Source organism: Micromonospora sp. NPDC005305 (genome assembly GCF_040607315.1).
Taxonomy (GTDB): domain Bacteria; phylum Actinomycetota; class Actinomycetes; order Mycobacteriales; family Micromonosporaceae; genus Micromonospora.
Map to the genome: position 1 here is coordinate 102,781 of NZ_JBEXGL010000013.1, position 19,546 is coordinate 122,326.

Below are 19,546 nucleotides of genomic sequence, written 5' to 3' on the forward strand. Positions count from 1 at the left end.
GGCGGACTGGGTGTCCGCTGCTGGGGCCTAGTGCCCGACCGTTCGCATTCCTGCCGGCGTGTACCTTTCCCCGGCGACGGCACCGGCGGGCACCGCCCCGCCCAGCCGGTCCCGCTGCTCCGGGGTGAGCCGCACGTCGGCCGCGGCGGCGTTCTCCTCCAGGTAGCGGACGCGCTTCGTGCCGGGGATCGGCAGGACGTCCTCGCCCTGGGCGAGCAACCAGGCCAGCGCCGCCTGGGCGGGGGTGCAGCCCAGCTCGGCGGCCACCGCGCGGACCGCCTCGGCCAGCCTCAGGTTGGCGTCGAGGTTGCCGTCGGCGAACCGGGGCACGGTGCGCCGCCAGTCGTCCTCGGAGAGCTGTTCGCGGCTGGTGATGGCGCCGGTGAGCAGCCCCCGCCCGACCGGCGAGTACGCCACCAGGGACACGCCCAGCTCCCGGCAGGTGGTGAGCATCTCCCCCTCGACGTCCCGGGTGAACAGCGAGTACTCCATCTGGACCGCCGAGATCGGGTGGACCGCTTGCGCCGCCCGCAGGGTCGCCGGGCTGACCTCGGAGAGGCCGATCAGCCGCACCTTGCCCGCCTGGACCAGCTCGGCCAGCGCGCCGACGGTCTCCTCGATCGGGGTGTCCGGGTTGCGGCGGTGCAGGTAGTAGAGATCGATGGTGCCGATGCCGAGCCGGGCCAGCGAGGCGTCGCAGGCCTCCTTCGCCCAGGCGGCGCTGCTGTCCACGTAGGCGCCCGGGCTGCCGGTGCCGCCGAAGCTGTCGCCGCTGGTGCGGTTGCCGAACTTGGTGGCCAGGAAGACCTCGTCCCGCCGCGCCCGGACCACCGGGCCGAGCAGCCGCTCGTTCGCCCCGAAGCCGTACATGTCGGCGGTGTCGAGGTGGTTGACCCCGAGGTCGAGGGCCCGGTGCAGGGTCCGGGTCGACTCGGCGTCGTCGGCGCCGCCGTAGGCGAAGCTCATGCCCATGCAGCCCAGCCCGATGGCCGAGACCTCCGGGCCGGTGGCGCCCACCCGTCGCGTGATCATGACTGTTCCTCCTCCGCCCGGCGGTACGCGTCGATCTTGTGGTCGAGGACCTTGAGGTCCTCCTCCAGCTCGGCCATCCGGGCCAGCACCCGGCTCCGGTGCGCCTCGAACAGGGCCCGCCGGGCGCCGAGCGTGCGGTCACCCTGCCGGGCCAGTTCGGCGTAGCGCCGCATGTCCCGGACCGGCATGCCGGTGCGCCGCAGCCGGGTGAGCAGGAACAGCCAGTTGACGTCGGACTCGGTGTAGCGCCGGCGGCCGGCGGAGTCCCGGCCGACCGGGGCGACCAGGCCCTCCTGCTCGTACCAGCGCAGCGTGTAGGTGGTCAGGCCGACCCGTTCCGCCGCCTCACCGACGGTGAGGCTCATCTCCCGCGTGCTGATGTCCACGCACCCAGGCTTCCAGTTCGAGGGCACTCGAAGTCAACCTTGCGCCCGACCGGACAACTCATCTAGCGTTGAGTTCAACGGTTGATGAGTTTTTGGAGGCGGGCATGGACGACGCGGTGTCGGTCCGTGACCTGGTGGTCGAGCGGGGCCGGCGGCGGGTGCTCCAGGGCATCTCCTGCACGGTGCCCCGCGGCGCGGTCACCGGGCTGCTGGGGCCGAGCGGCAGTGGCAAGACCACCCTGATGCGCGCGGTCGTCGGGGTGCAGACGGTCGGCTCGGGCACGGTCACCGTGCTGGGCCGGCCCGCCGGGGCGGCCGAGCTGCGCCGCCGCGTCGGCTACCTGACCCAGGCGCCCAGCGTCTACGCCGACCTGACCGTCCGGGAGAACGCGCGCTACTTCGCGGCCCTCCACGGGCGGGACCACGCCCACGCCGACCAGACGGTCGCCGACGTGGGGCTGGCCGGCGCGGCCACCCAGCTGGTCGGCAACCTCTCCGGCGGCCAGCGCAGCCGGGCCTCGCTCGCCTGCGCCCTGGTCGGCGACCCCGAGCTGGTCATCCTCGACGAGCCCACCGTGGGCCAGGACCCGGTGCTCCGGGCCGACCTGTGGGCCCGGTTCCACGCCATGGCGGCCGCCGGCACCACGCTGCTGGTGTCCAGCCACGTGATGGACGAGGCGGGCCGGTGCGACCGCCTGCTGCTCATCCGGGACGGCCGGCTGGTCGCCGACGACACCCCGGCCGCGGTCCGCGCCGCCACCGGCGTGGACGACCTGGAAGAGGCGTTCCTCCGGTTGATCAAGGCGAGCGAGCAGGAGGGCTCGGCATGAACCCGCACATCCTGGCCGCCACCACCGGACGGATCCTGCGCCAGCTCCGGCACGACCGGCGGACCGTGGCGCTGCTCGTCGTGGTCCCCACGGTGCTGCTCACGCTGGTCTATTTCATGTACGTCGACCAGCCCACCCCGCCGGGCCAGCCCACGGTCTTCGACCGGGTGGCGCTGATCATGTTGGGCTTCTTCCCGTTCATCATCATGTTCCTGGTGACCAGCATCGCCATGCTGCGGGAGCGCACCACGGGCACCCTGGAGCGGCTGCTCACCACCCCGCTGGCCAAGCTCGACCTGCTGTTCGGTTACGGCATCGCGTTCGGCCTGGCCGGCGTGGTCCAGGCCACCGTCGCCTCGGCCGTGGCGTACTGGGTGTTCGACCTGACCACCGCCGGCAGCATCGGGCTCGTGATCATGATTGCCGCGGTCAACGCCGTGCTCGCCGTCGCGCTCGGGCTGTTCTGCAGCGCCTTCGCCCGCACGGAGTTCCAGGCCGTGCAGTTCATGCCGGTGGTGGTCGCCCCCCAGCTGCTGCTCTGCGGGCTCTTCGTGCCGCGCGGCGAGATGGCCGGCTGGCTCCAGGCGATCAGCGACGTGCTGCCCCTGTCGTACGCCGTCGAGGCGCTCCAGGAGGTCGGCGCGCACGCCGACCCGACCGGGACGATGTGGCGGGACGTGGCGATCGTCGCCGGGGCGGCCGTGGCGGCGCTGGTGCTGGCCGCCGCGACGCTGCGGCGGCGCAGCGGGTGATGGCCCGGCGCACCGGCCGGCGGCCGGGCAATCCGGACACCCGGGAGGGCATCCTCGCGGCGGCCCGGGCGGCCTTCGCCGAGCGCGGCTTCGACGCCGCCTCGATCCGGTCGATCGCCGCCGCCGCGGGGGTGGACCCGGCGCTGGTGCACCACTACTTCGGCACCAAGGAGGAGCTGTTCCGGGCCACCGTGGCGATCCCGGTCGACCCGGCGCAGCTCGTGCCCGCCGTGCTGGCCGGTGACCCGGACGGGGTGGGCGAACGCCTGGTCCGCACGTTCCTGACCGTCTGGGACTCGCCCGTCGGCGGGGCGGCCGTGGCCCTGCTCCGCTCGGCGGTCAGCAGCGAGTGGACCGCCCGGCTGCTGCGCGAGTTCCTGGTCACCCAGGTGCTGCGGCGGGTCCTCGTCCAGCTCGACGTCGACCCGGCGCAGCTGCCGCTGCGGGGCGCGCTGGTGGCGACGCAGGTCGCCGGCCTGGCCATGATGCGGTACGTGATCCGCCTGGAACCGGTCGCCTCCGCCGACCCGGAGACCCTGGTGGCCACCATCGGTCCGACCGTCCAGCGCTACCTCACCGGCGACCTGGACTGACTCGTCAGCGGGTCTGTTCCAGCCAGGAGGCGTACAGCAGGGCGTAGACCGAGTCCGGATCCCGCAGCAGCTCGTTGTGCGGGCCGCGCTGCACGACCCGCCCCCGGTCCACCACGATCACCTCGTCGGCGGCCTGGGCGGTGGAGAGCCGGTGGGCGATGGCCAGCGTCGTCCGGCCCCGGGTGACCGCGTCCAGCGTGCGCTGGAGGCGTACCTCGGTGGCCGGGTCGACGGCGCTGGTCGCCTCGTCCAGCACCAGCAGGTCAGGATCGGCCACGTACGCCCGGGCCAGCGCGACGAGCTGCCGCTCGCCGACGCTCAGCGCCTCGCCGCGCTCGCCCACCGGGGTGTCCAGCCCGGCCGGCAGCCCGTCCAGCCAGTCGGCCAGCCCCAGCTCGGAGAAGGCGGCGGTGAGCTGCCCGTCGGTCAGCTCCGGGCGCGCGAAGCGGACGTTCTCCCCGACGGTGGCGTCGAAGAGGAAGCCGTCCTGCGGCACCATCACCACCCGGGAGCGCAGCGACTCGAAGCGCACCTCGCGCAGCGAGACCCCGGAGAGCAGCACCTCGCCCTCGGTGGGGTCCATCAGCCGGGTGAGCAGCTTGGCGAAGGTCGTCTTGCCGCTGCCCGTCTCGCCGACCACGGCCACCCGGCTCTTCGCCGGGATCTCCAGCGTCACGTCGTGCAGCACGGGCGGCCCACCCGGGTAGGCGAACGTCACCCCGGCGAAGCGGATGTCCAGCGGGCCGGCCGGCAGCTCCCGGCCCTGCTCCCCCGGGTCGGCCACGTCCGGCGCGACGTCCAGCACGTCGAGCACCCGGCGCCAGCCCGCGATCGCGTTCTGCGCCTCGTTGAGCACCTCGGTGGCGATCTGCACCGGCTGGATGAAGAGCGTCACCAGGAACAGGAACGCGGTGAGCTGGCCGATGGACAGGGTGCGGTCGACGCCGAGGTTGACGCCGACCACCACGACGCCCGCGAGGGCCAGGCCGGCCGCCAGCTCACCGACGGAGCTGCCCACGATGCTGATCCGGATGGCCCGCTGCTGGGCCCGGCGCTGCCCCTCGATGGCCGCGTCCAGCCGGCGGGCGGTGCGCCCGGAGATCCCGTACGCCCGGATCACCGGCGCGCCCACCACGCTCTCGCCGATGGTGCCGAGCAGGGTGCCCATCCGCTGCCGGACCAGCCCGTAGGCGCCCGCGAGCCGGCGCTGGAGCAGCCGGATCACCAGCACCGCCGGCGCGAAGGCGACGAGCACCACCAGGGTCAGCTGCCAGGAGTAGGCCAGCATCACGGCCGTGGTCACCACGAGCTGGCCCAGGTTGACGATCAGGATCACGCCGCCCCACTGGAGGAACTGGGTGATCTGGTCGACGTCGCTGGTGACCCGGGAGACCAGCGAGCCGCGCCGCTCGGACTGCTGGTGCAGCATGGACAGGTCGTGCACGTGCCGGAACGCCCGGGTGCGCACCCCGGCCAGCGCGGTCTCGCTGACCGTGAACAGCCGGCGCATCATCAGGTAGCCGCAGGTGGTGGTGACCACCAGCACGGCGGCGGTGATCACCACCGTCACCGTGACCACGTCCAGGTCGAGGCCGCCCACGATGCCGTGGTCGATGCCGCGCTGCACGGCCACCGGCACGGCGACCCGGCCGATCATGTAGATCAGGGCCAGCGCCAGGGTGCCGGCCAGCCCGGTCTTCAGCTCCGGGGAGAGCGCGAGCCCGCGCCGCAGCGTCCGCCAGGTCGACTCGGTCCGCTGTTCGGCAGCCACACTGGTCACCGCGCCGCTCTTCGTTCGCGACTGCGGGGCTCGCAGACCCGGCTCACTCCTCGCGCTCACCGGTCAACCTCGACTTCCAGGCCGGAGGTCAGCGGGGTGACCTCGTCGTACGTGCGGGTCTGCTCGCGTTCGTGCTCGGCCTGCTCGTAGGCGGTGACCAGGTCGGCGTAGCCGGGGACGGTGGCGAGCAGGTCGGTGTGCGTGCCCCGGGCCACCACCCGGCCGTGCTCGACGTAGATCACCTCGTCGGCGAGCGCGATGGTGGCCCGCCGGTAGGCGACCACCAGGATCGAGGCGGGCGCGCCCCCGTCGGCCGGGGCGCGCAGCCCGGCCAGGATGGCGGCCTCCACCCGCGGGTCGACGGCGCTCGTGGCGTCGTCGAGCACCAGCAGCCGGGGCCGGCCGGCGATCGCCCGGGCCAGGGTGAGCCGCTGCCGCTGCCCGCCGGAGAGCGAGGTGCCCCGCTCGCCGACCATGGTGTCCAGCCCCTCGGGCAGCGCGGCCACGAAGCCGTCCGCCTCGGCCAGCCGCAGTGCCGCCCAGACCTCGTCGTCGCCGATGCCGGCGCGGTCCAGGGTGATGTTGGCCCGCACGGTGTCGTCGAAGACGAACGGCACCTGGGCGACCAGGGCCACCGTCGAGGCCAGCGAGGCGGCGGTCAGCTCGCGCACGTCGACGCCGTCCAGGGTGACCGTGCCGGTGCGCGGGTCGACCAGCCGCACGGCCAGCGAGGTGATGGTGGACTTGCCGGCGCCGGTCGGCCCGACCAGGGCCACCGTCTTCCCGGCAGGGACGGTGAAGGTGACCTCGCCGAGCACCTCGGTGCCGGGCAGGTGCGCCTCGGCCGGCTCGTACCCGAAGTGCACGTCGTGGAAGGCGAGGGTGGCCGGCGCCGGCGTGGCCGGGTCGAGCGTCACGTCGCCGTACGGCATCTCGCCGGTGGCGTCGAGGACCCGGCGGACCCGGTCCCAGCCGGCGACGCTGCGTGGCAGCTCGGCCAGCACCCAGCCGATGGCCCGGACGGGGAAGGCCAGCACGGTGAAGAGGAAGGCCACGCTGACCAGCTCGGTCACGGTGATCGCGCCCTGCCGGAACCGGACCGCGCCGACCACCAGCACGGCGAGCGTGCCGAGGCTGGGCAGCGTCTCCAGCATCGGGTCGAAGACGCCGCGCAGCCTGCCGACGGAGATGAGCGCGTCCCGCAGGTCCCCGGCCCGGTCGGCGAACCGGGCGGTCTCCTGGGCCTCCCGGCCCATCGTCTTGACGACCAGGGCGCCGTCGAAGCTCTCGTGGGCGATGCCGCTGACCTCGGCGCGCAGCCGCTGCGCGCGGGCCTGGCGGGGCGCCATCCGGCGGGAGTAGACCACGTTGAGCGCGAACAGCGCCGGGAAGACCGCGAGGCCGACGAGCGCGAGGGCCCAGTCGGTGAGGAAGAGCGAGACCACCGCGCCGACGAGCATCACCAGGGTGCCGACGGCGAACGGCAACGGCGCGATCGGGTACCAGGCGGCCTCGACGTCGGAGTTGGCGTTGGAGAGCAGGGTGCCGGTGGCGTTGCGGTGGTGCCAGGCCAGCGGCAGGTCGAGGTAGCGGCGGGTGACCCGGCGGCGGTAGGCGGCCTGGAGCCGGTACTGCATGTAGCCGGCGCCGAGCCGGCGGCCGAAGATGCCGACGACCCGCAGCACGCTGATCCCGAACAGCGCGGCGGCGGCGAGCGCCAGGGCGCCGCCGGTGACCGAACCGCGCTCGACCGCCGGCACCACCACGTTGCCGACGACCGCGCCGACCACGTACGCGCTGGCGATCACCATGAGGCCGAAGAGCACGCTGCCGGCCACCGCGACCGCGAAGATGCGCGGCTGCTCCCGGATGGCCCGGCCGAGCACCCGTAGCCCTCTGCCGAGCACGTCCCGACTTGTCCCGCTCGCCACGCTCTCCCCCGCCGTAAGCCGCAGATTTCCCCCTTCATCCTTACCGGTCGGGGCCGGCTCCGCCGACCCGGCCCCGATATGTCCACCGTCACTCCTTCCCGCCGGACCGCGCCCAGCAGGGCGGACACCCGCGCCTCGCGCCGCCTGGCGGACGGGGGGCGCCGGGGCCGGGCCGCGCCGGACGCGCGGACCGGCCCGGCGGGCCTACGATCGGGCCATGCCGCGGTACGCCCGAACGGAGCGCGAGGCGCTCGCCGACCTGATGCTGGAGCTGGGACCGGACGCGCCGACGGTCAACGAGGGGTGGACCACCCGGGATCTGGCGGCGCACCTGCTGGTGCGGGAGCGCCGGCCGGACGCGGCGGGCGGCATGCTGCTGCCGCCGCTGCGCGGCTACGGCGAGGCGGTCCGCCGGCGGCTGGCCGCCGGCCCCTACGCGGAGCTGGTCGAGCGGGTCCGCCGCCCGCCGCGGTGGAGCCCGCTGAGCAACCCGCTCACCGACGAGCTGGCCAACAGCCTGGAGTTCTTCATCCACCACGAGGACGTGCGCCGGGCCCGGCCGGGCTGGCTCCCCCGGGACCTGCCGGCCCGGCAGCACGCCGCGCTGTGGAAGCGGGCCTCCGTGCTGGCCCGGGTGGCGTTGCGGCGCTTCCCGGCGGACCTGCTGATCCAGGCGCCCGGCTACGGCGAGCGTGCCGTGGGCCGCGGTGGCGAGCGGCTGCGGGTGGTGGGCGCGCCGGGCGAGCTGGTGCTGTTCCTCTCCGGCCGGCAACGGGTGGCCCGGGTCCAGGTGGACGGCCCGGCCGCGCCGGCGGAGCGGTTGCGGGCGGCCAGCCTGGGCTTCTGACGGAGCGTGCCGGCCCGTTCACCGGGCACCGTGGGTCCAGCTTCGGCCCAGCGACAGGGGCCGATCCGTGCTGCCGTACGCTCCTGTCCCGCCGCCCAACCCCGGGGTGGCGGGACAAGGGGAGACGGATGCGAGGCTTCGCGCTCTCGGCACTGCACGAGCCCCCCTTCCCGGCGCGCCGACACGCCGCCGTCGAGCTGGTCGCCGGGGAGAGCGCCGGGTGGATCGTGGACCTCGGGCTGATCGACACCCCGGCCGGGTTGCGCCGGCTGGCCGGCGCCCACCCGGTCGAGCTGGCCGGGCGGGCCTGCCCGGACGCGCCGGTCGCCGACCTGCGGCTGCTCGCCGACCTGATCAGCTGGCTGTTCGTGATGGACGACGCGTGCGACGAGGACGGCCTGGGCGCCAGCCCGACCCGGCTCGCGCCCACCGTGGCAGCCCTGCTGGAGGTGCTCGACCGGCACGGCGACCCCGTCGCGCCGGCGCCGACCGGGGCCGGCCCGCTGGCCGTGGCGCTGGACGACCTGTGCCGGCGGGCCCGCGACCGGCGGCGGCCGGCGCTGCTGCTGCGTCTCGTCAGCCAGTTGCGCGAGTACCTGCTGGCCCTGCTCTGGGAGGCGGCCAACCGGGAGCACCGCCGGGTGCCCGGGGTGGCGGAGTACGTGCAGATGCGCCGGCACACCGGGGGTGCCCGGCCCAGCTTCACGCTGACCGACCTGGCGCAGCCGCACGTGCCGGGTCCGGACCGGCGGGCGGAGCCGGCGCTGGCCGCCCTGGACGCCCTCGCCGCCGACCTGGTCTGCTGGTGCAACGACCTCTTCTCCTACGACAAGGAGCGGGCCACCGGCCCGGACGCGCACAACCTGGTCACCACGATCGCCGGCGAGGCCGGGCGCGGCGAGGAGGCGGCGCTGCGGGCGGCGGCCACCCGGTTCAACGAGAGCCTGGCGGCGTACGCGGAGCGGGACGCGGCGCTGGCCGCGACGGGCGACGAGGGGGTGCGGGCCTTCCTCACCACCCGGCGGAACTGGATCCGGGCCACCTACGACTGGTCGCGCGCCGCCACCCGGTACGCCTGATCCCGCGTTCCACCTCCCGGGACGCCGGTCGTCGCAGGCCACGGGGGCTAGCCGCTGCCCGGGTCCAGGCAATACTCTTCGGTAACCGCAGAACGGCGTGACCCCCGTCACGCCCCTCCACCCTCTGAAGGCGGCTACAGCGATGGCTCTCGATGTACCGTACCGTTCCGTACCCGACATGTTCCTCAAGCGCGTGGCGGACTCCCCCGACCGCCATGCGTTCGCCCATCCCGCCCCCGACGACTCGGGCCCGGTCTGGCTGACGTGGGAGCAGGTCGGGCAGCGCGCCAAGGCGATCGCCGCCGGGTTGCACGGGCTCGGCGTCGGCCTGGAGGACCCAGTGGCGATCCTCGCCAACACGCGCCTGGACTGGGTGCTCGCCGACTTCGGGATCATGTGTGCCGGCGGGGCCACCACGACCGTCTACCCGACCACCGAGCCGGAGGACGCCACGTACATCGTCGCCGACTCCGGGTCGAAGGTGCTCTTCGCCGAGAACCCCGCCCAGGCGGCGAAGATCGCCGGCACGGCGGTGCCGGCGCTCACCCACGTGGTGCTCTTCGACGGCGCGCCCGACCCGGCCGCCACCGTCCCGCAGCTCACCCTGGCCGAGCTGGAGGAGCGGGGGGCCCGGGCGCTGGCCAACGAGCCCGACCTGATCGACATGCTGGTCGCCGGCATCGGCCCGGACCACGTGGCCACCCTGATCTACACCTCCGGCACCACCGGCCGACCCAAGGGCGTCGAGCTGCTGCACGGCGGCTGGTGCTGGGAGGGCGTGGCGCAGGCCGAGCTGGGCCTGCTGCGCATCGACGACCTGCAGTACCTGTGGCTGCCGCTGTCCCACTCGTTCGGCAAGACGCTGCTCTGCGGCGCCACCCACGTCGGCCTGCCCACCTACGTGGACGGCCGGGTGGACAAGCTCGTCGAGCTGCTCGGGGTGATCCGGCCGACGCTCATGTGCGGCGCGCCCCGCGTCTTCGAGAAGGTCTACAACAAGGCGGTCACCACCGCCCAGGGCGCCGGCGGCGCGAAGGCGAAGATCTTCGCCTGGGGCGTCGCGGTGGGCAAGGAGAAGGTCGCGCTGGAGCAGGCCGGCAAGCCGGTTCCGGCCGGGCTGAAGCTCAAGTACACGCTGGCCGAGAAACTGGTGTTCAGCAAGCTCCAGGCCCGGCTCGGCGGCCGGATGCGGGTGCTGGTCTCCGGCGCGGCGCCGCTCAGCAAGGAGATCGCCACCTTCTTCGCCGCGGCCAACCTGCCCATCTCCGAGGGGTACGGGCTCACCGAGACCAGCGCCGGCGCGTTCGTGAACCCGCCCGACGGGCTGAAGATCGGCAGCGTGGGCCGGGCCATGGGCGACCTGGAGTGCCGGATCGACGCCGACGGCGAGATCCTGGTGCGGGGCAAGCCCGTCATGCGCGGTTACCACAACCTCCCCGAGGAGACCGCGGCCGCGTTCACCGAGGACGGCTTCTTCCGCACCGGCGACATCGGCACCCTCGACGACGACGGCTACCTGCGCATCACCGACCGCAAGAAGGACCTGGTCAAGACCTCCGGCGGCAAGTACGTCGCGCCGTCGCACATCGAGGGCATGTTCAAGGCCGTCTGCCCGTACACCTCGCAGGCCGTGGTGATCGGGCAGGCGCGCAACTACTGCACGATGCTGGTCACGCTCGACCCGGACGCGATCCAGGGCTGGGCGGCCGGCACGCCGCTGGAGGGCCGTGACTACACCGCGATCGTCACCTCGCCCGAGGCGCAGGCCATGGTCGAGGGCTACGTGGCCGAGCTGAACGGCAAGCTGAACCGCTGGGAGACGATCAAGAAGGTGACCATCCTCCCCCGGGACCTCACCATCGAGGACGGCGAGGTCACCCCGTCGCTGAAGATCAAGCGCCGCAGCGTGGAGACCAACTTCGCCGACGAGATCGACAAGATGTACGCGGGCAGCCTCGCCGAGCTGTAGCGACCGACCCCGCAGCGACCGGCGGCCGTGCCCCTCCGTCCCGGGGCACGGCCGCCGCCGCGACACCGGTCAGAGGTGGTCCTGACGCCAGTGGCTCTGGTCCGCCTCCGCGGCGAGCTGCTCCTCCAGCGCGAGCTGCCGCACCTGCCGCCGCCGGCCGTCCTCGCTGAACGTCTCCACGACCACCCCGACCGTGACGAGCACCGCCAGCAGGATGAGCGACGCCAGCTCCGGGATCGGGGCGACGAGGGGGGCGACGGCGGCGAGCACCACGACCGTGATCACCAGCGGCCAGTGCACCTCCCGCAGCACCAGCAGCGCGCACGCGACGAGGCTGAGCAGGTAGAGACCCACCCCGCCGAACAGGACCGCGACCCAGAAGCCGCCCAGGGGCGGGCCCCACCCGGGGGTCTCCGGGCTGGCCGCGTCGGCCAGCAGGTCCTTGAGGCCGAGGGCGAAGAGGATGGTGCCGGCGACCAGCGGCAGGTGCAGGAACGTGTAGACGTTCCGGCTGAGCCGGCGCCGGAGGTCCGGGTCGCGCGCGTGGTGCAGCGCCTGCTCCAGCGCGTACGCCAGGGTGTCGAAGTAGGCCCACCAGAGCATGGCCACGACCAGGATGCCGAGCAGCGCGGCGACCGCCACCGGGCCGGTGAGCGGCAGCCCGGTCTTCGGGCCGAGCCCGAGCGCGATGATCGACTCGCCGAGCGCGACCAGCACGATCAGCGCGTGCCGCTCCGCCCAGTGCCCCGCCGAGACCACCACCCACCACCGCCGGGCCAACGTCACCCCGACGACGTACTCCACCAGCAGCGCCACCGTCCAGAGCGCCAGTTGCAGGCCCACGGCGTACGGCCGGTCGGCGAGCTTCGCGGGCACGGTGCCGGCGACCACCAGCAGCACGGTGGCCGTGGTCGGCACCGCGGCGCGCGGCAGCAGCGTGCGGCGGCGGACCGGATCCGACCGCTCCACCCAGGCGAAGACCGCGAGTTGGGCCATCCGGATCACGAAGTAGCAGCCCGCGAAGATCAGCGGGCCGTGCAGCCCGCCGGGACGGTCGACGAATGCACCGGGCACGCTCAGCACGAGCAGGAACGTGGCGGCCACCGTGAGGAAGCCGACCAGCGGCAGCGCCCCCTGGTCGGCACGTACCGCGTTGCCGAGCCGGGCGAAGCCCGTCCACGACCACCAGAGCAGCGCCAGCACCAGCAGGCAGCGGTAGAGGTTGACCGGGGTGAGCTGGCTGGCGGTCACGGTGGTGACGTTGACGAACGCGAAGACGAAGACCAGGTCGTAGAAGAGTTCCAGCCGGGTGGTCCGGGATCCGGGCGCGCCGGGACGCACGATCCGCGACCACCGGCCACCCCCGCCGTCTCCCACCCGGGCAGTGTCCGCAACCCCCGTCGGGGTCGGCGCCGATCGGAGGATCCGTACCGGAACGGGGCCTACCGCCCGGGCGCGCCGCCCGCGCCGTGTTCGTGGAGGAACTCGTCGCGCAGCGCGCGGCGGGCCTCACCGAACAGCACCATCTCGGTCACCACCATCCCGGCGCAGACCACGGCGAGCAGCCCCAGCGCGGCCAGCGCCGGCAGGTGGTCGGCCACCGGCAGGAGCAGCACCAGCAGCACGGTGGTGGCGACCCGGGGCCAGTTGACCGAGCGCATGTTGCGCAGCCGGAAACCCACGTGCCCGAGCAGGTAGAGGACCACGCCGCCGTAGAGGGCGAGCAGTCCCAGCCCGTGCAGCGGGTCGGTGAGCCGGTGGTGGGTGCCGTCGCCGACGTACGCCAGGACCTTCTTGAAGCCCAGGGCCAGCAGGATGATCCCGGTGACCATCGGCAGGTGCAGGTAGGTGTAGGAGTCCCGGCCCAGCGCGGCCCGCTCGGCGCCCCGCGCCCGGGCCAGCACCCGCTCGGCGGCGATCGACACCACGTCGAAGTACGCCCACCACAGCGCCGCCGCCACCGTGACGCCGAGGAACGAGGCCACGATGATCGGCCAGGAGATCGGCAGCGCGGTGATGCCGACACCGATGGCGACGAGGGACTCCCCCAGCGCCACGATGATGATCAGACCGTGCCGCTCGGTCCAGTGCGCGGCGGAGAAGATCTGCCAGCCCGCCGCGCCGATGGCCATGATGCCGCCGTAGTCGACGGCGAGGGCGAGCACCCAGAGCAGGGTCCGCAGCGACAAGACCCGCCCCGGGTCGTCGGTGAGGTACGAGGGCAGCAGCGCGGCGGTGAAGAGCAGCACCGCCCCGCCCAGCATCGGCAGGGCGGCGCGCACCAGTTGCCGGCGCAGCCCGCCGTCGCCGCGGGCGGCGTACCAGTAGAGGACCAGGTGCAGCACCCGGACGGCCAGGTAGCAGGCGGCGAACACCACCGGGCCGGGAAGCCCGCCGGGCAGGTCGACGAATGCCTCCGGGATGGTCGCGGCGACCACGAACATGGTGGCGATCACGGCGAAGAGGACCACCCGGGCGACGCCCTCGTCGGCGCGGACGGTGTTGCCGAGCCAGGCGTAGCAGCACCAGCACCACCAGAGCAGGGCGAGCACCAGCAGGCCCCGCCCCACGCCGGGCCAGGTCAGGTCGGCCGCCATCAACGCGGTCACCTGGGTGAGCGCGTAGACGAAGACCAGGTCGAAGAAGAGCTCCAGCGGGGTGACCGAGGCGCCCTCGGTCATCACCCGCATCCGTGGCCCGCGCCGCGTCCCGTCCGTCACGGCGGACAGTCTGGCAGCCGGGTGGCCGGGGCGGTGTCCCGGTGCGCCGGCCGCGCCGACGCGGTCAGGCGATGACGGAGGGCTCCCGCCACTGCGGCCGGCCGGTCCGGTCGAGGTCGTAGCGGACCGCGGCGAGCCGGCCGACGGCCTCCACCAGGTCCGCGGCGGGCAGGGTGAAGGGCAGCCGGAGGAACCGCTCCAGGGTGCCGTCCAGGCCGAACCGGGGTCCCGGCGCCAGGCGTACGCCGACCTCCTCGGCGGCGCGGGCCAGCGCGCTGGAGATCGGGCCGTCCAGCTCCACCCAGAGCGTCACGCCGCCGCGTGGCACGGTGACCCGCCAGTCGGGCAGCCGGTCGGCCATCGCCGCGACCAGAGCGTCCCGCTGGGCGGCGAGCTGGATCCGCCGGTCGGTCACGATGCCCGGGCCCTGGGCCAGCAGGTGCACCGCGACGAGCTGGTCGAGCACGGGGCTGGCCATGTCGACGCCGACGCGGGCGGCGGCCAGCCGCTGCACCTGTGGCGCGGACGCCCGGACCCAGCCGATCCGCAGGCCACCCCAGTACGGCTTGCTCATCCCACCGATGCTGATCACCCGGGAGTGCCGGTCGAAGGTGGCCACCGGCGGGGGCAGCGGGGTGCCGTCCAGCGGCAGGTCCACGAAGGACTCGTCCACGATCAGGTCGGTCCCGGCGGCGTGCGCCGCGCCGACCAGCCGCTCCCGCAGGTCGGTCGCCATGAGGTGGCCGGTCGGGTTGTGGAACTCGGGGATCACGTACGCCAGCTTCGGCCGGGTCTGCCGGATGCTGCCCAGCAGCAGGTCGGCGTCCCAGCCGTCCCCGTCGGCGGCGAGCCCGTGGGTGGTGATCCGGGCCCGCCGGGCCGACAGCGCGGCGAGGGCGTTCGGGTAGGTGGGCGACTCCACCAGCACCCCGCCGCCGGGCGACAGGGCCAGCCGCAGCACCAGGTCCAGCGCGTGCTGGGTGCCGCTGGTCACCATGATCTGCTCCGGGCTGGTCGGCAGCCCCCGCTCGGTGTACGCGCGGGCCACCGCCCCGCGCAGCTCGATGATGCCGGTGGGGTGGTAGCCGGCCCCGCCGAGGTAGCGGGGCAGGTCCTCGGCGGCGGCCCGGGCGGCCGGCACGAGCTGCGCCGGGGCGGAGAGGGCCGCCACCCCCAGGTCGATCATGTCCCGGTCGTCCAGCGGGGTCCAGAGCCCGGTGCTGGCCACCCGGTGGGTGCCCGGGAGCATGGTCCAGCTCCCGGCGCCGCGCCGGCTGGCCAGGTGGCCGGTCTCCCGGAGCTCCCGGTAGGCGGCGGTGACCGTGGTCCGGCTGATCCGCAGCGCCTCGGCGAGGTCCCGCTCGGCCGGCAGGCGTACCCCGAGGGGGAGCCGGCCGTCGGCGAGCAGCCCGCGGACCGCGGCGGCGAGCGCGGCATAGTCCGGGCTGCGCCGGCGGCCGGGCAGGGCATGCCACTGCCCGAGGAGGCGAGCCAATTGGACACCACGTACCTGACTGGTCATGGCCACCCCTCCTAAATTGGCTCTGTCCCGGGCAGGATTGGCCCCTAGGGTGGCATGCATGGCACAGATTGGCAATCTCCGGTACCGGCCGACCCGGCGGCTCGTCCAGCTCTACGCCGGGCTCGCCCTCTACGGGATCAGCATGGCGCTGATGATCCGGTCCGGTCTCGGGCTCGACCCGTGGGACGTGTTCCACCAGGGGCTCGCCCGGCAGACCCACCTCTCGTTCGGCACGGTCACCATCGCCGTCGGCGCGCTGGTGCTGCTGCTCTGGATCCCACTGCGGCAGCGCCCCGGCCTCGGCACCGTCAGCAACGTCGTGGTGATCGGGCTCGTCGTCGACGCCACCCTGGCCGTGCTGCCGCCCGGTGAGGGCCTGCCGCTCCGCGCCACCCTGCTGGTCGTCGGGATCGTCGCCAACGGCGCCGCCACCGGCCTGTACCTGGGCGCCGGGCTCGGCCCCGGCCCGCGTGACGGCCTCATGACCGGCTTCACCGCCCGCCGGCCCCGCTACTCCGTCCGGCTGGTCCGGACCGTCATCGAGGTGACCGTGCTGAGCCTGGGCTGGCTGCTCGGCGGCACCGTGGGTCTCGGCACCGTGGCGTACGCGCTGGCCATCGGTCCGCTCGCCCAGCTGTTCATCCCGATCTTCGCGGTGCCGCCCCGACCGGCCGACGAGCCCACCGGCGAGCCGGCCGTCCCCTGCGCGCCCCGCCCGGCCGGCGAGGCCGCCTGACCCGCCTCCCGATCACGCAGCGTCACCCCCGCCACGCCGACCGCCACCTCCTGGGACGACCCGGACGCCGCTGAGCTGCGACGACGTCCGGCAGCGAAACCAGGTGTTTTCTCCGCCGTCGCGGCCGGGCATCATTCGTCCATGGGGGAGAACGGTTGGCGTTGGAGCGACGCCTGGATCTTCGTCTCACTGGTCATCGCGAGCGGCGCCGGTCGGCACCGCCGGGCCGCCGCCAGCCGGCGCCCGGAGGGCGTACGCCTCGCCGACGTGCTCTCCACCGCCGACCACCTCAACCAGGCCATCCCCGAGCGGCACGAGGTGGAGGGGGCGGTCCGCCGGCTGGTGAGCGCCGGCCTGGTGAGCGTCGCCGACGGCTGGTTCCGGGTCACGCCGGACGGCGAGCGGCTCTGGCGCACCCGGCCCAGCGCCGGGCTGGGCACCACCGTGGACACCGTGCAGGGCGTGCTGAGCCGCGGCCCGGCTCCCGACGAGGTCGACTGGCAACTGGACGAGGACGACCACGCCGCCGCCGTGCAGGAATACGCGGTCCGCTCGATCCCCATGCCGCGCCGCTCCCCCGAGGGTCACCCCGGCCGCCCCTGACCTCCGCCGTAGGCGTCCGGGTGCGCGCGGTCAGCGGACCGGGTGGCCGGCCCCGCGCAGGGCGTCCTTGACCTGGCCGACGGTCAGCTCGCCGAAGTGGAAGACGCTGGCCGCGAGCACCGCGTCGGCGCCTGCGCCGATGGCCGGCGGGAAGTGGGCCACCCGGCCGGCCCCGCCGCTGGCGATCACCGGCACGTCGACGACCGCGCGGACCGCCTCGATCAGCGGCAGGTCGAAGCCGGCCTTGGTGCCGTCGGCGTCCATCGAGTTGAGCAGGATCTCCCCGGCGCCCAGCCCGGCGGCGCGCGCCGCCCACTCGACCGCGTCGAGGCCGGCGCCCCGGCGCCCGCCGTGGGTGGTCACCTCGAAGCCGCTGGGCGTGGTGCCGGCCGGCGCCCGACGGACGTCGAGGGAGAGCACCAGCACCTGGCGGCCGAACCGGTCGGCGATCTCGGCGATCAACTCGGGGCGCGCGATGGCCGCGGTGTTCACCCCGACCTTGTCCGCGCCGGCGCGGAGCAGGGTGTCGACGTCGGCGACCTGGCGGACGCCCCCGCCGACGGTGAGCGGGATGAAGACCGACTCGGCGGTGCGCCGCACCACGTCGAGCATGGTGCCGCGGTCGCTGCTGGAGGCGGTGACGTCGAGGAAGGTCAGCTCGTCGGCGCCGGCCCGGTCGTACGCGGCCGCCAGCTCGACCGGGTCGCCGGCGTCGCGCAGGTCGAGGAAGTTGACCCCCTTGACCACCCGCCCGGCGTCCACGTCCAGACACGGGATCACCCGCACCGCCACCGTCATGCCGCGAGCCTATCCAACCGGCACGGCACGGCGGCCGGCCCGACCGGGCCGGCCGCCGCGAACGAGTGCTGGCTCACACCCGGACGAGCATCTTGCCGAGGTTCTCGCCGCGCAGCAGGCCGAGGAACGCCTCCGGGGCCCGCTCGATGCCGTCGACCACCGTCTCGTCGTAGGAGATCCGGCCGTCCCGCAGCCAGCCGGCCATCTCCTGGACGAACTGCTCGCGCAGGTGCCCGTGGTCGCCGACCAGGAAGCCGCGCAGGGTGAGCCGCTTGCCGATGAGCAGCGCCAGGTTGCGCGGGGCGGCGGGCGGCTCGGTGGCGTTGTACTGCGCGATCATGCCGCAGATGGCCGCCCGGCCGTGCAGGTTCATGGCACCGATGGCGGCCTCCAGGTGCTCGCCGCCGACGTTGTCGAAGTAGACGTCGACCCCGTCCGGAGCGGCGGCCCGGAGCTGGTCGCGGACCGGCCCGTCGTGGTAGTCGAACGCGGCGTCGAAGCCCAGCGCCCGCAGCCGCTCGACCTTGGCCGGCGAGCCGGCGCTGCCGACCACCCGGCCCGCGCCGCGCAGCTTGGCGATCTGCCCCACCATGCTGCCGACCGCGCCCGCCGCGCCGGAGACGAAGACCGTCTCGCCCGGCTTCATGGCCGCCACGTCGAGCAGCCCCGCGTACGCGGTCAGCCCGGTCATGCCGAGCACGCCCAGGTAGGCGGTAACCGGGGCCAGCCCCGGGTCGACCTTCCGCGCGCCCTTGGCGTCGACCAGCGCGTACTCGCGCCAGCCCAGGCCGTGGAGCACGACGTCCCCGGGCGCGAAGCCCTCGGCCTCGCTGGCCACCACCTCACCGACCGCGCCGCCGTCGAGCGGGGCGTCGAGTCGGAACGGCGGCACGTACGACTTGACGTCGTTCATCCGCCCGCGCATGTACGGGTCGACCGACATGAACTGGTTGCGGACCACGAGCTGGCCCGGCCCCGGGGTGGGCACCTCGGTGGTGACCAGCCGGAAGTTGTCGGCGGTCGGCCAGCCCTGCGGCCGGGACGCCAGGTGGATCTCCCGGTTGGCCGTCATGCGGCGTCCCGGACGGTCAGGGTGACGTCGATGTTGCCCCGGGTCGCGTTGGAGTACGGGCAGACCTGGTGGGCGCCGTCGACGAGCTGCTGCGCGGCGGACCGCTCGACGCCCGGCAGGTCGACCACCAGCGTGACCGCGAGGCCGAAGCCGCCGCTGCCGTTCGGGCCGATGCCGACCTCGGCCTCGACGACCGAGTTCGAGACGTCCGCCCGGGCCTTGCGGGCGACCAGGCGCAGCGCCGAGTGGAAGCAGGCCGCGTAGCCGGCCGCGAAGAGCTGCTCCGGGTTGGTGGCGCCGCCGGCGCCGCCCATCTCCTTCGGAATGGCCAGGTCCAGGTCGAGGCCGCCGTCGGAGGTGCGGACGTGGCCGTCCCGGCCGTCGCCGGTGGCCTGCGCGGACGCGGTGTAGAGCACCTGCATGGTGGTCACTGCTCCTTCTGTCGGTGGATCGTCTCGGTGACCCGGGTGAGGGTGTCCCGCAGGGCGACCAGCTCGGCCTCGGTGAGGCCGGTGGCGAGGGCCACCCGCCGCGGCACCTCGTCCATCCGCTCCCGCAGGGCCCGGCCCTGGGCGGTGAGGCCCACCTCGACCCGGCGCTCGTCGGCCGCCGAGCGCGTGCGCACCACCAGACCGGCCGCCTCCAGCCGCTTGAGCAGCGGGGAGAGCGTGCCGGAGTCGAGCCGGAGGCGCGCGCCGAGTTCGGAGACGGTGGGGGCGTCGTCGCCGCGCTCCCAGAGCACCAGCAGCACGAGGTACTGCGGGTAGGTCAGGCCGTGCTCGTCGAGGATGGGCCGGTAGACGTCGGTGAGGGCGCGCGACGCCGCGTAGAGGGCGAAGCACACCTGCCGGCGCAGCACCAGATCATCGGTCACCGCCAAACCATAGCGTCCAATT

Annotated in this window: 19 protein-coding genes; 8 read left to right on the forward strand and 11 right to left on the reverse strand. The window is 74.3% G+C overall.

The annotated features are described in order from the left end of the window. Positions 1–27 precede the first annotated feature (27 nt). Positions 28–1,032 carry an aldo/keto reductase gene (locus ABZS80_RS22085; protein WP_355058523.1) on the reverse strand — a complete coding sequence of 335 codons (1,005 nt, stop codon included), beginning with the start codon at positions 1,030–1,032 and terminating at the stop codon, positions 28–30. Then, on the reverse strand, positions 1,029–1,418 hold the full coding sequence (locus ABZS80_RS22090) for a MerR family transcriptional regulator (protein ID WP_355058525.1): 390 nt from the start codon (positions 1,416–1,418) through the stop codon (positions 1,029–1,031). Before ABZS80_RS22090 ends, ABZS80_RS22085 begins: the two co-directional genes overlap by 4 nt. A gap of 104 nt (positions 1,419–1,522) precedes the next feature. Between ABZS80_RS22090 and ABZS80_RS22095 the strand changes: the two genes are divergently transcribed. Genes ABZS80_RS22095 through ABZS80_RS22105 form a run of 3 tightly spaced genes read left to right on the forward strand, consistent with a single transcriptional unit; the run spans position 1,523 to position 3,593 of the window. Beyond that, entirely contained in the window at positions 1,523–2,248 is a 726-nt protein-coding gene (locus ABZS80_RS22095) for an ABC transporter ATP-binding protein (protein WP_355058527.1), read from the forward strand. Continuing rightward, complete coding sequence (locus ABZS80_RS22100; protein WP_091320462.1) at positions 2,245–3,000, forward strand: ABC transporter permease; 756 nt, start codon at positions 2,245–2,247, stop codon at positions 2,998–3,000. Before ABZS80_RS22095 ends, ABZS80_RS22100 begins: the two co-directional genes overlap by 4 nt. Then, complete coding sequence (locus ABZS80_RS22105) at positions 3,000–3,593, forward strand: TetR family transcriptional regulator (RefSeq protein ID WP_151464411.1); 594 nt, start codon at positions 3,000–3,002, stop codon at positions 3,591–3,593. The genes ABZS80_RS22100 and ABZS80_RS22105 overlap by 1 nt, the downstream gene beginning before the upstream one ends. Before the next feature lie 4 nt (positions 3,594–3,597). Here the strand turns inward: ABZS80_RS22105 and ABZS80_RS22110 are convergent, their stop codons facing one another. Together ABZS80_RS22110 and ABZS80_RS22115 are read right to left on the reverse strand one after the other, a co-directional pair. Continuing rightward, on the reverse strand, positions 3,598–5,373 hold the full coding sequence (locus ABZS80_RS22110; protein WP_355058530.1) for an ABC transporter ATP-binding protein: 1,776 nt from the start codon (positions 5,371–5,373) through the stop codon (positions 3,598–3,600). A 56-nt stretch (positions 5,374–5,429) separates the two neighbouring features. Continuing rightward, positions 5,430–7,304, reverse strand: a complete 1,875-nt coding sequence (locus tag ABZS80_RS22115) for an ABC transporter ATP-binding protein (protein ID WP_355058531.1) — start codon at positions 7,302–7,304, stop codon at positions 5,430–5,432. A gap of 217 nt (positions 7,305–7,521) precedes the next feature. Here ABZS80_RS22115 and ABZS80_RS22120 point away from each other — a divergent pair, with 217 nt between their 5' ends. From ABZS80_RS22120 to ABZS80_RS22130, 3 genes are all read left to right on the forward strand, one after another. After that, complete coding sequence (locus tag ABZS80_RS22120; RefSeq protein ID WP_355058533.1) at positions 7,522–8,151, forward strand: TIGR03085 family metal-binding protein; 630 nt, start codon at positions 7,522–7,524, stop codon at positions 8,149–8,151. 128 nt (positions 8,152–8,279) lie between these two features. Next, positions 8,280–9,230 (forward strand): terpene synthase, encoded by a 951-nt coding sequence (locus tag ABZS80_RS22125; protein ID WP_355058535.1) that lies wholly within the window; start codon positions 8,280–8,282, stop codon positions 9,228–9,230. Between the two features lie 142 nt (positions 9,231–9,372). Then, positions 9,373–11,199 (forward strand): long-chain fatty acid--CoA ligase, encoded by a 1,827-nt coding sequence (locus tag ABZS80_RS22130; RefSeq protein ID WP_355058537.1) that lies wholly within the window; start codon positions 9,373–9,375, stop codon positions 11,197–11,199. A 69-nt stretch (positions 11,200–11,268) separates the two neighbouring features. Here the strand turns inward: ABZS80_RS22130 and ABZS80_RS22135 are convergent, their stop codons facing one another. The 3 genes from ABZS80_RS22135 to ABZS80_RS22145 form a co-directional block, all read right to left on the reverse strand. After that, positions 11,269–12,576 (reverse strand): low temperature requirement protein A, encoded by a 1,308-nt coding sequence (locus ABZS80_RS22135; protein ID WP_355058539.1) that lies wholly within the window; start codon positions 12,574–12,576, stop codon positions 11,269–11,271. A 65-nt stretch (positions 12,577–12,641) separates the two neighbouring features. Further along, positions 12,642–13,919, reverse strand: a complete 1,278-nt coding sequence (locus ABZS80_RS22140) for a low temperature requirement protein A (protein WP_355058541.1) — start codon at positions 13,917–13,919, stop codon at positions 12,642–12,644. A 64-nt stretch (positions 13,920–13,983) separates the two neighbouring features. Continuing rightward, the gene (locus ABZS80_RS22145) at positions 13,984–15,441 is read right to left on the reverse strand and encodes a PLP-dependent aminotransferase family protein (protein WP_355058543.1); all 1,458 of its coding nucleotides are present in this window, start codon (positions 15,439–15,441) and stop codon (positions 13,984–13,986) included. 58 nt (positions 15,442–15,499) lie between these two features. On the opposite strand from ABZS80_RS22145, the gene ABZS80_RS22150 reads away from it, so the two are divergent. Together ABZS80_RS22150 and ABZS80_RS22155 are read left to right on the forward strand one after the other, a co-directional pair. Then, the gene (locus tag ABZS80_RS22150; protein WP_355058544.1) at positions 15,500–16,177 is read left to right on the forward strand and encodes a hypothetical protein; all 678 of its coding nucleotides are present in this window, start codon (positions 15,500–15,502) and stop codon (positions 16,175–16,177) included. Positions 16,178–16,318: 141 nt separating this feature from the next. Beyond that, entirely contained in the window at positions 16,319–16,780 is a 462-nt protein-coding gene (locus ABZS80_RS22155; protein ID WP_151465271.1) for a hypothetical protein, read from the forward strand. 30 nt (positions 16,781–16,810) lie between these two features. Here ABZS80_RS22155 and hisF read toward each other — a convergent pair whose 3' ends face one another. The 4 genes from hisF to ABZS80_RS22175 all read right to left on the reverse strand — a co-directional run bounded on the left by hisF (position 16,811) and on the right by ABZS80_RS22175 (position 19,524). Further along, complete coding sequence (gene hisF, locus ABZS80_RS22160) at positions 16,811–17,578, reverse strand: imidazole glycerol phosphate synthase subunit HisF (protein WP_355058546.1); 768 nt, start codon at positions 17,576–17,578, stop codon at positions 16,811–16,813. 73 nt (positions 17,579–17,651) lie between these two features. Further along, a complete protein-coding gene (locus tag ABZS80_RS22165; protein WP_355058548.1) occupies positions 17,652–18,650 on the reverse strand; it encodes an NADP-dependent oxidoreductase in 999 nt (332 codons plus the stop codon). After that, positions 18,647–19,072 carry an organic hydroperoxide resistance protein gene (locus ABZS80_RS22170; protein ID WP_355058604.1) on the reverse strand — a complete coding sequence of 142 codons (426 nt, stop codon included), beginning with the start codon at positions 19,070–19,072 and terminating at the stop codon, positions 18,647–18,649. Before ABZS80_RS22170 ends, ABZS80_RS22165 begins: the two co-directional genes overlap by 4 nt. A 5-nt stretch (positions 19,073–19,077) precedes the next feature. Beyond that, the gene (locus ABZS80_RS22175) at positions 19,078–19,524 is read right to left on the reverse strand and encodes a MarR family transcriptional regulator (protein ID WP_151465274.1); all 447 of its coding nucleotides are present in this window, start codon (positions 19,522–19,524) and stop codon (positions 19,078–19,080) included. Positions 19,525–19,546 lie beyond the last annotated feature (22 nt).

Bases quoted from the DNA above. Each gene is read 5' to 3' on its own strand.
- ABZS80_RS22085 (WP_355058523.1), bottom strand. From the start codon at position 1,032: ATGATCACGCGACGGGTGGGCGCCACCGGCCCGGAGGTCTCGGCCATC.
- ABZS80_RS22095 (WP_355058527.1), top strand. From the start codon at position 1,523: ATGGACGACGCGGTGTCGGTCCGTGACCTGGTGGTCGAGCGGGGCCGG.
- ABZS80_RS22100 (WP_091320462.1), top strand. From the start codon at position 2,245: ATGAACCCGCACATCCTGGCCGCCACCACCGGACGGATCCTGCGCCAG.
- ABZS80_RS22105 (WP_151464411.1), top strand. From the start codon at position 3,000: ATGGCCCGGCGCACCGGCCGGCGGCCGGGCAATCCGGACACCCGGGAG.
- ABZS80_RS22120 (WP_355058533.1), top strand. From the start codon at position 7,522: ATGCCGCGGTACGCCCGAACGGAGCGCGAGGCGCTCGCCGACCTGATG.
- ABZS80_RS22125 (WP_355058535.1), top strand. From the start codon at position 8,280: ATGCGAGGCTTCGCGCTCTCGGCACTGCACGAGCCCCCCTTCCCGGCG.
- ABZS80_RS22130 (WP_355058537.1), top strand. From the start codon at position 9,373: ATGGCTCTCGATGTACCGTACCGTTCCGTACCCGACATGTTCCTCAAG.
- ABZS80_RS22145 (WP_355058543.1), bottom strand. From the start codon at position 15,441: ATGACCAGTCAGGTACGTGGTGTCCAATTGGCTCGCCTCCTCGGGCAG.
- ABZS80_RS22150 (WP_355058544.1), top strand. From the start codon at position 15,500: ATGGCACAGATTGGCAATCTCCGGTACCGGCCGACCCGGCGGCTCGTC.
- ABZS80_RS22155 (WP_151465271.1), top strand. From the start codon at position 16,319: ATGGGGGAGAACGGTTGGCGTTGGAGCGACGCCTGGATCTTCGTCTCA.
- hisF (WP_355058546.1), bottom strand. From the start codon at position 17,578: ATGACGGTGGCGGTGCGGGTGATCCCGTGTCTGGACGTGGACGCCGGG.
- ABZS80_RS22165 (WP_355058548.1), bottom strand. From the start codon at position 18,650: ATGACGGCCAACCGGGAGATCCACCTGGCGTCCCGGCCGCAGGGCTGG.
- ABZS80_RS22170 (WP_355058604.1), bottom strand. From the start codon at position 19,072: ATGCAGGTGCTCTACACCGCGTCCGCGCAGGCCACCGGCGACGGCCGG.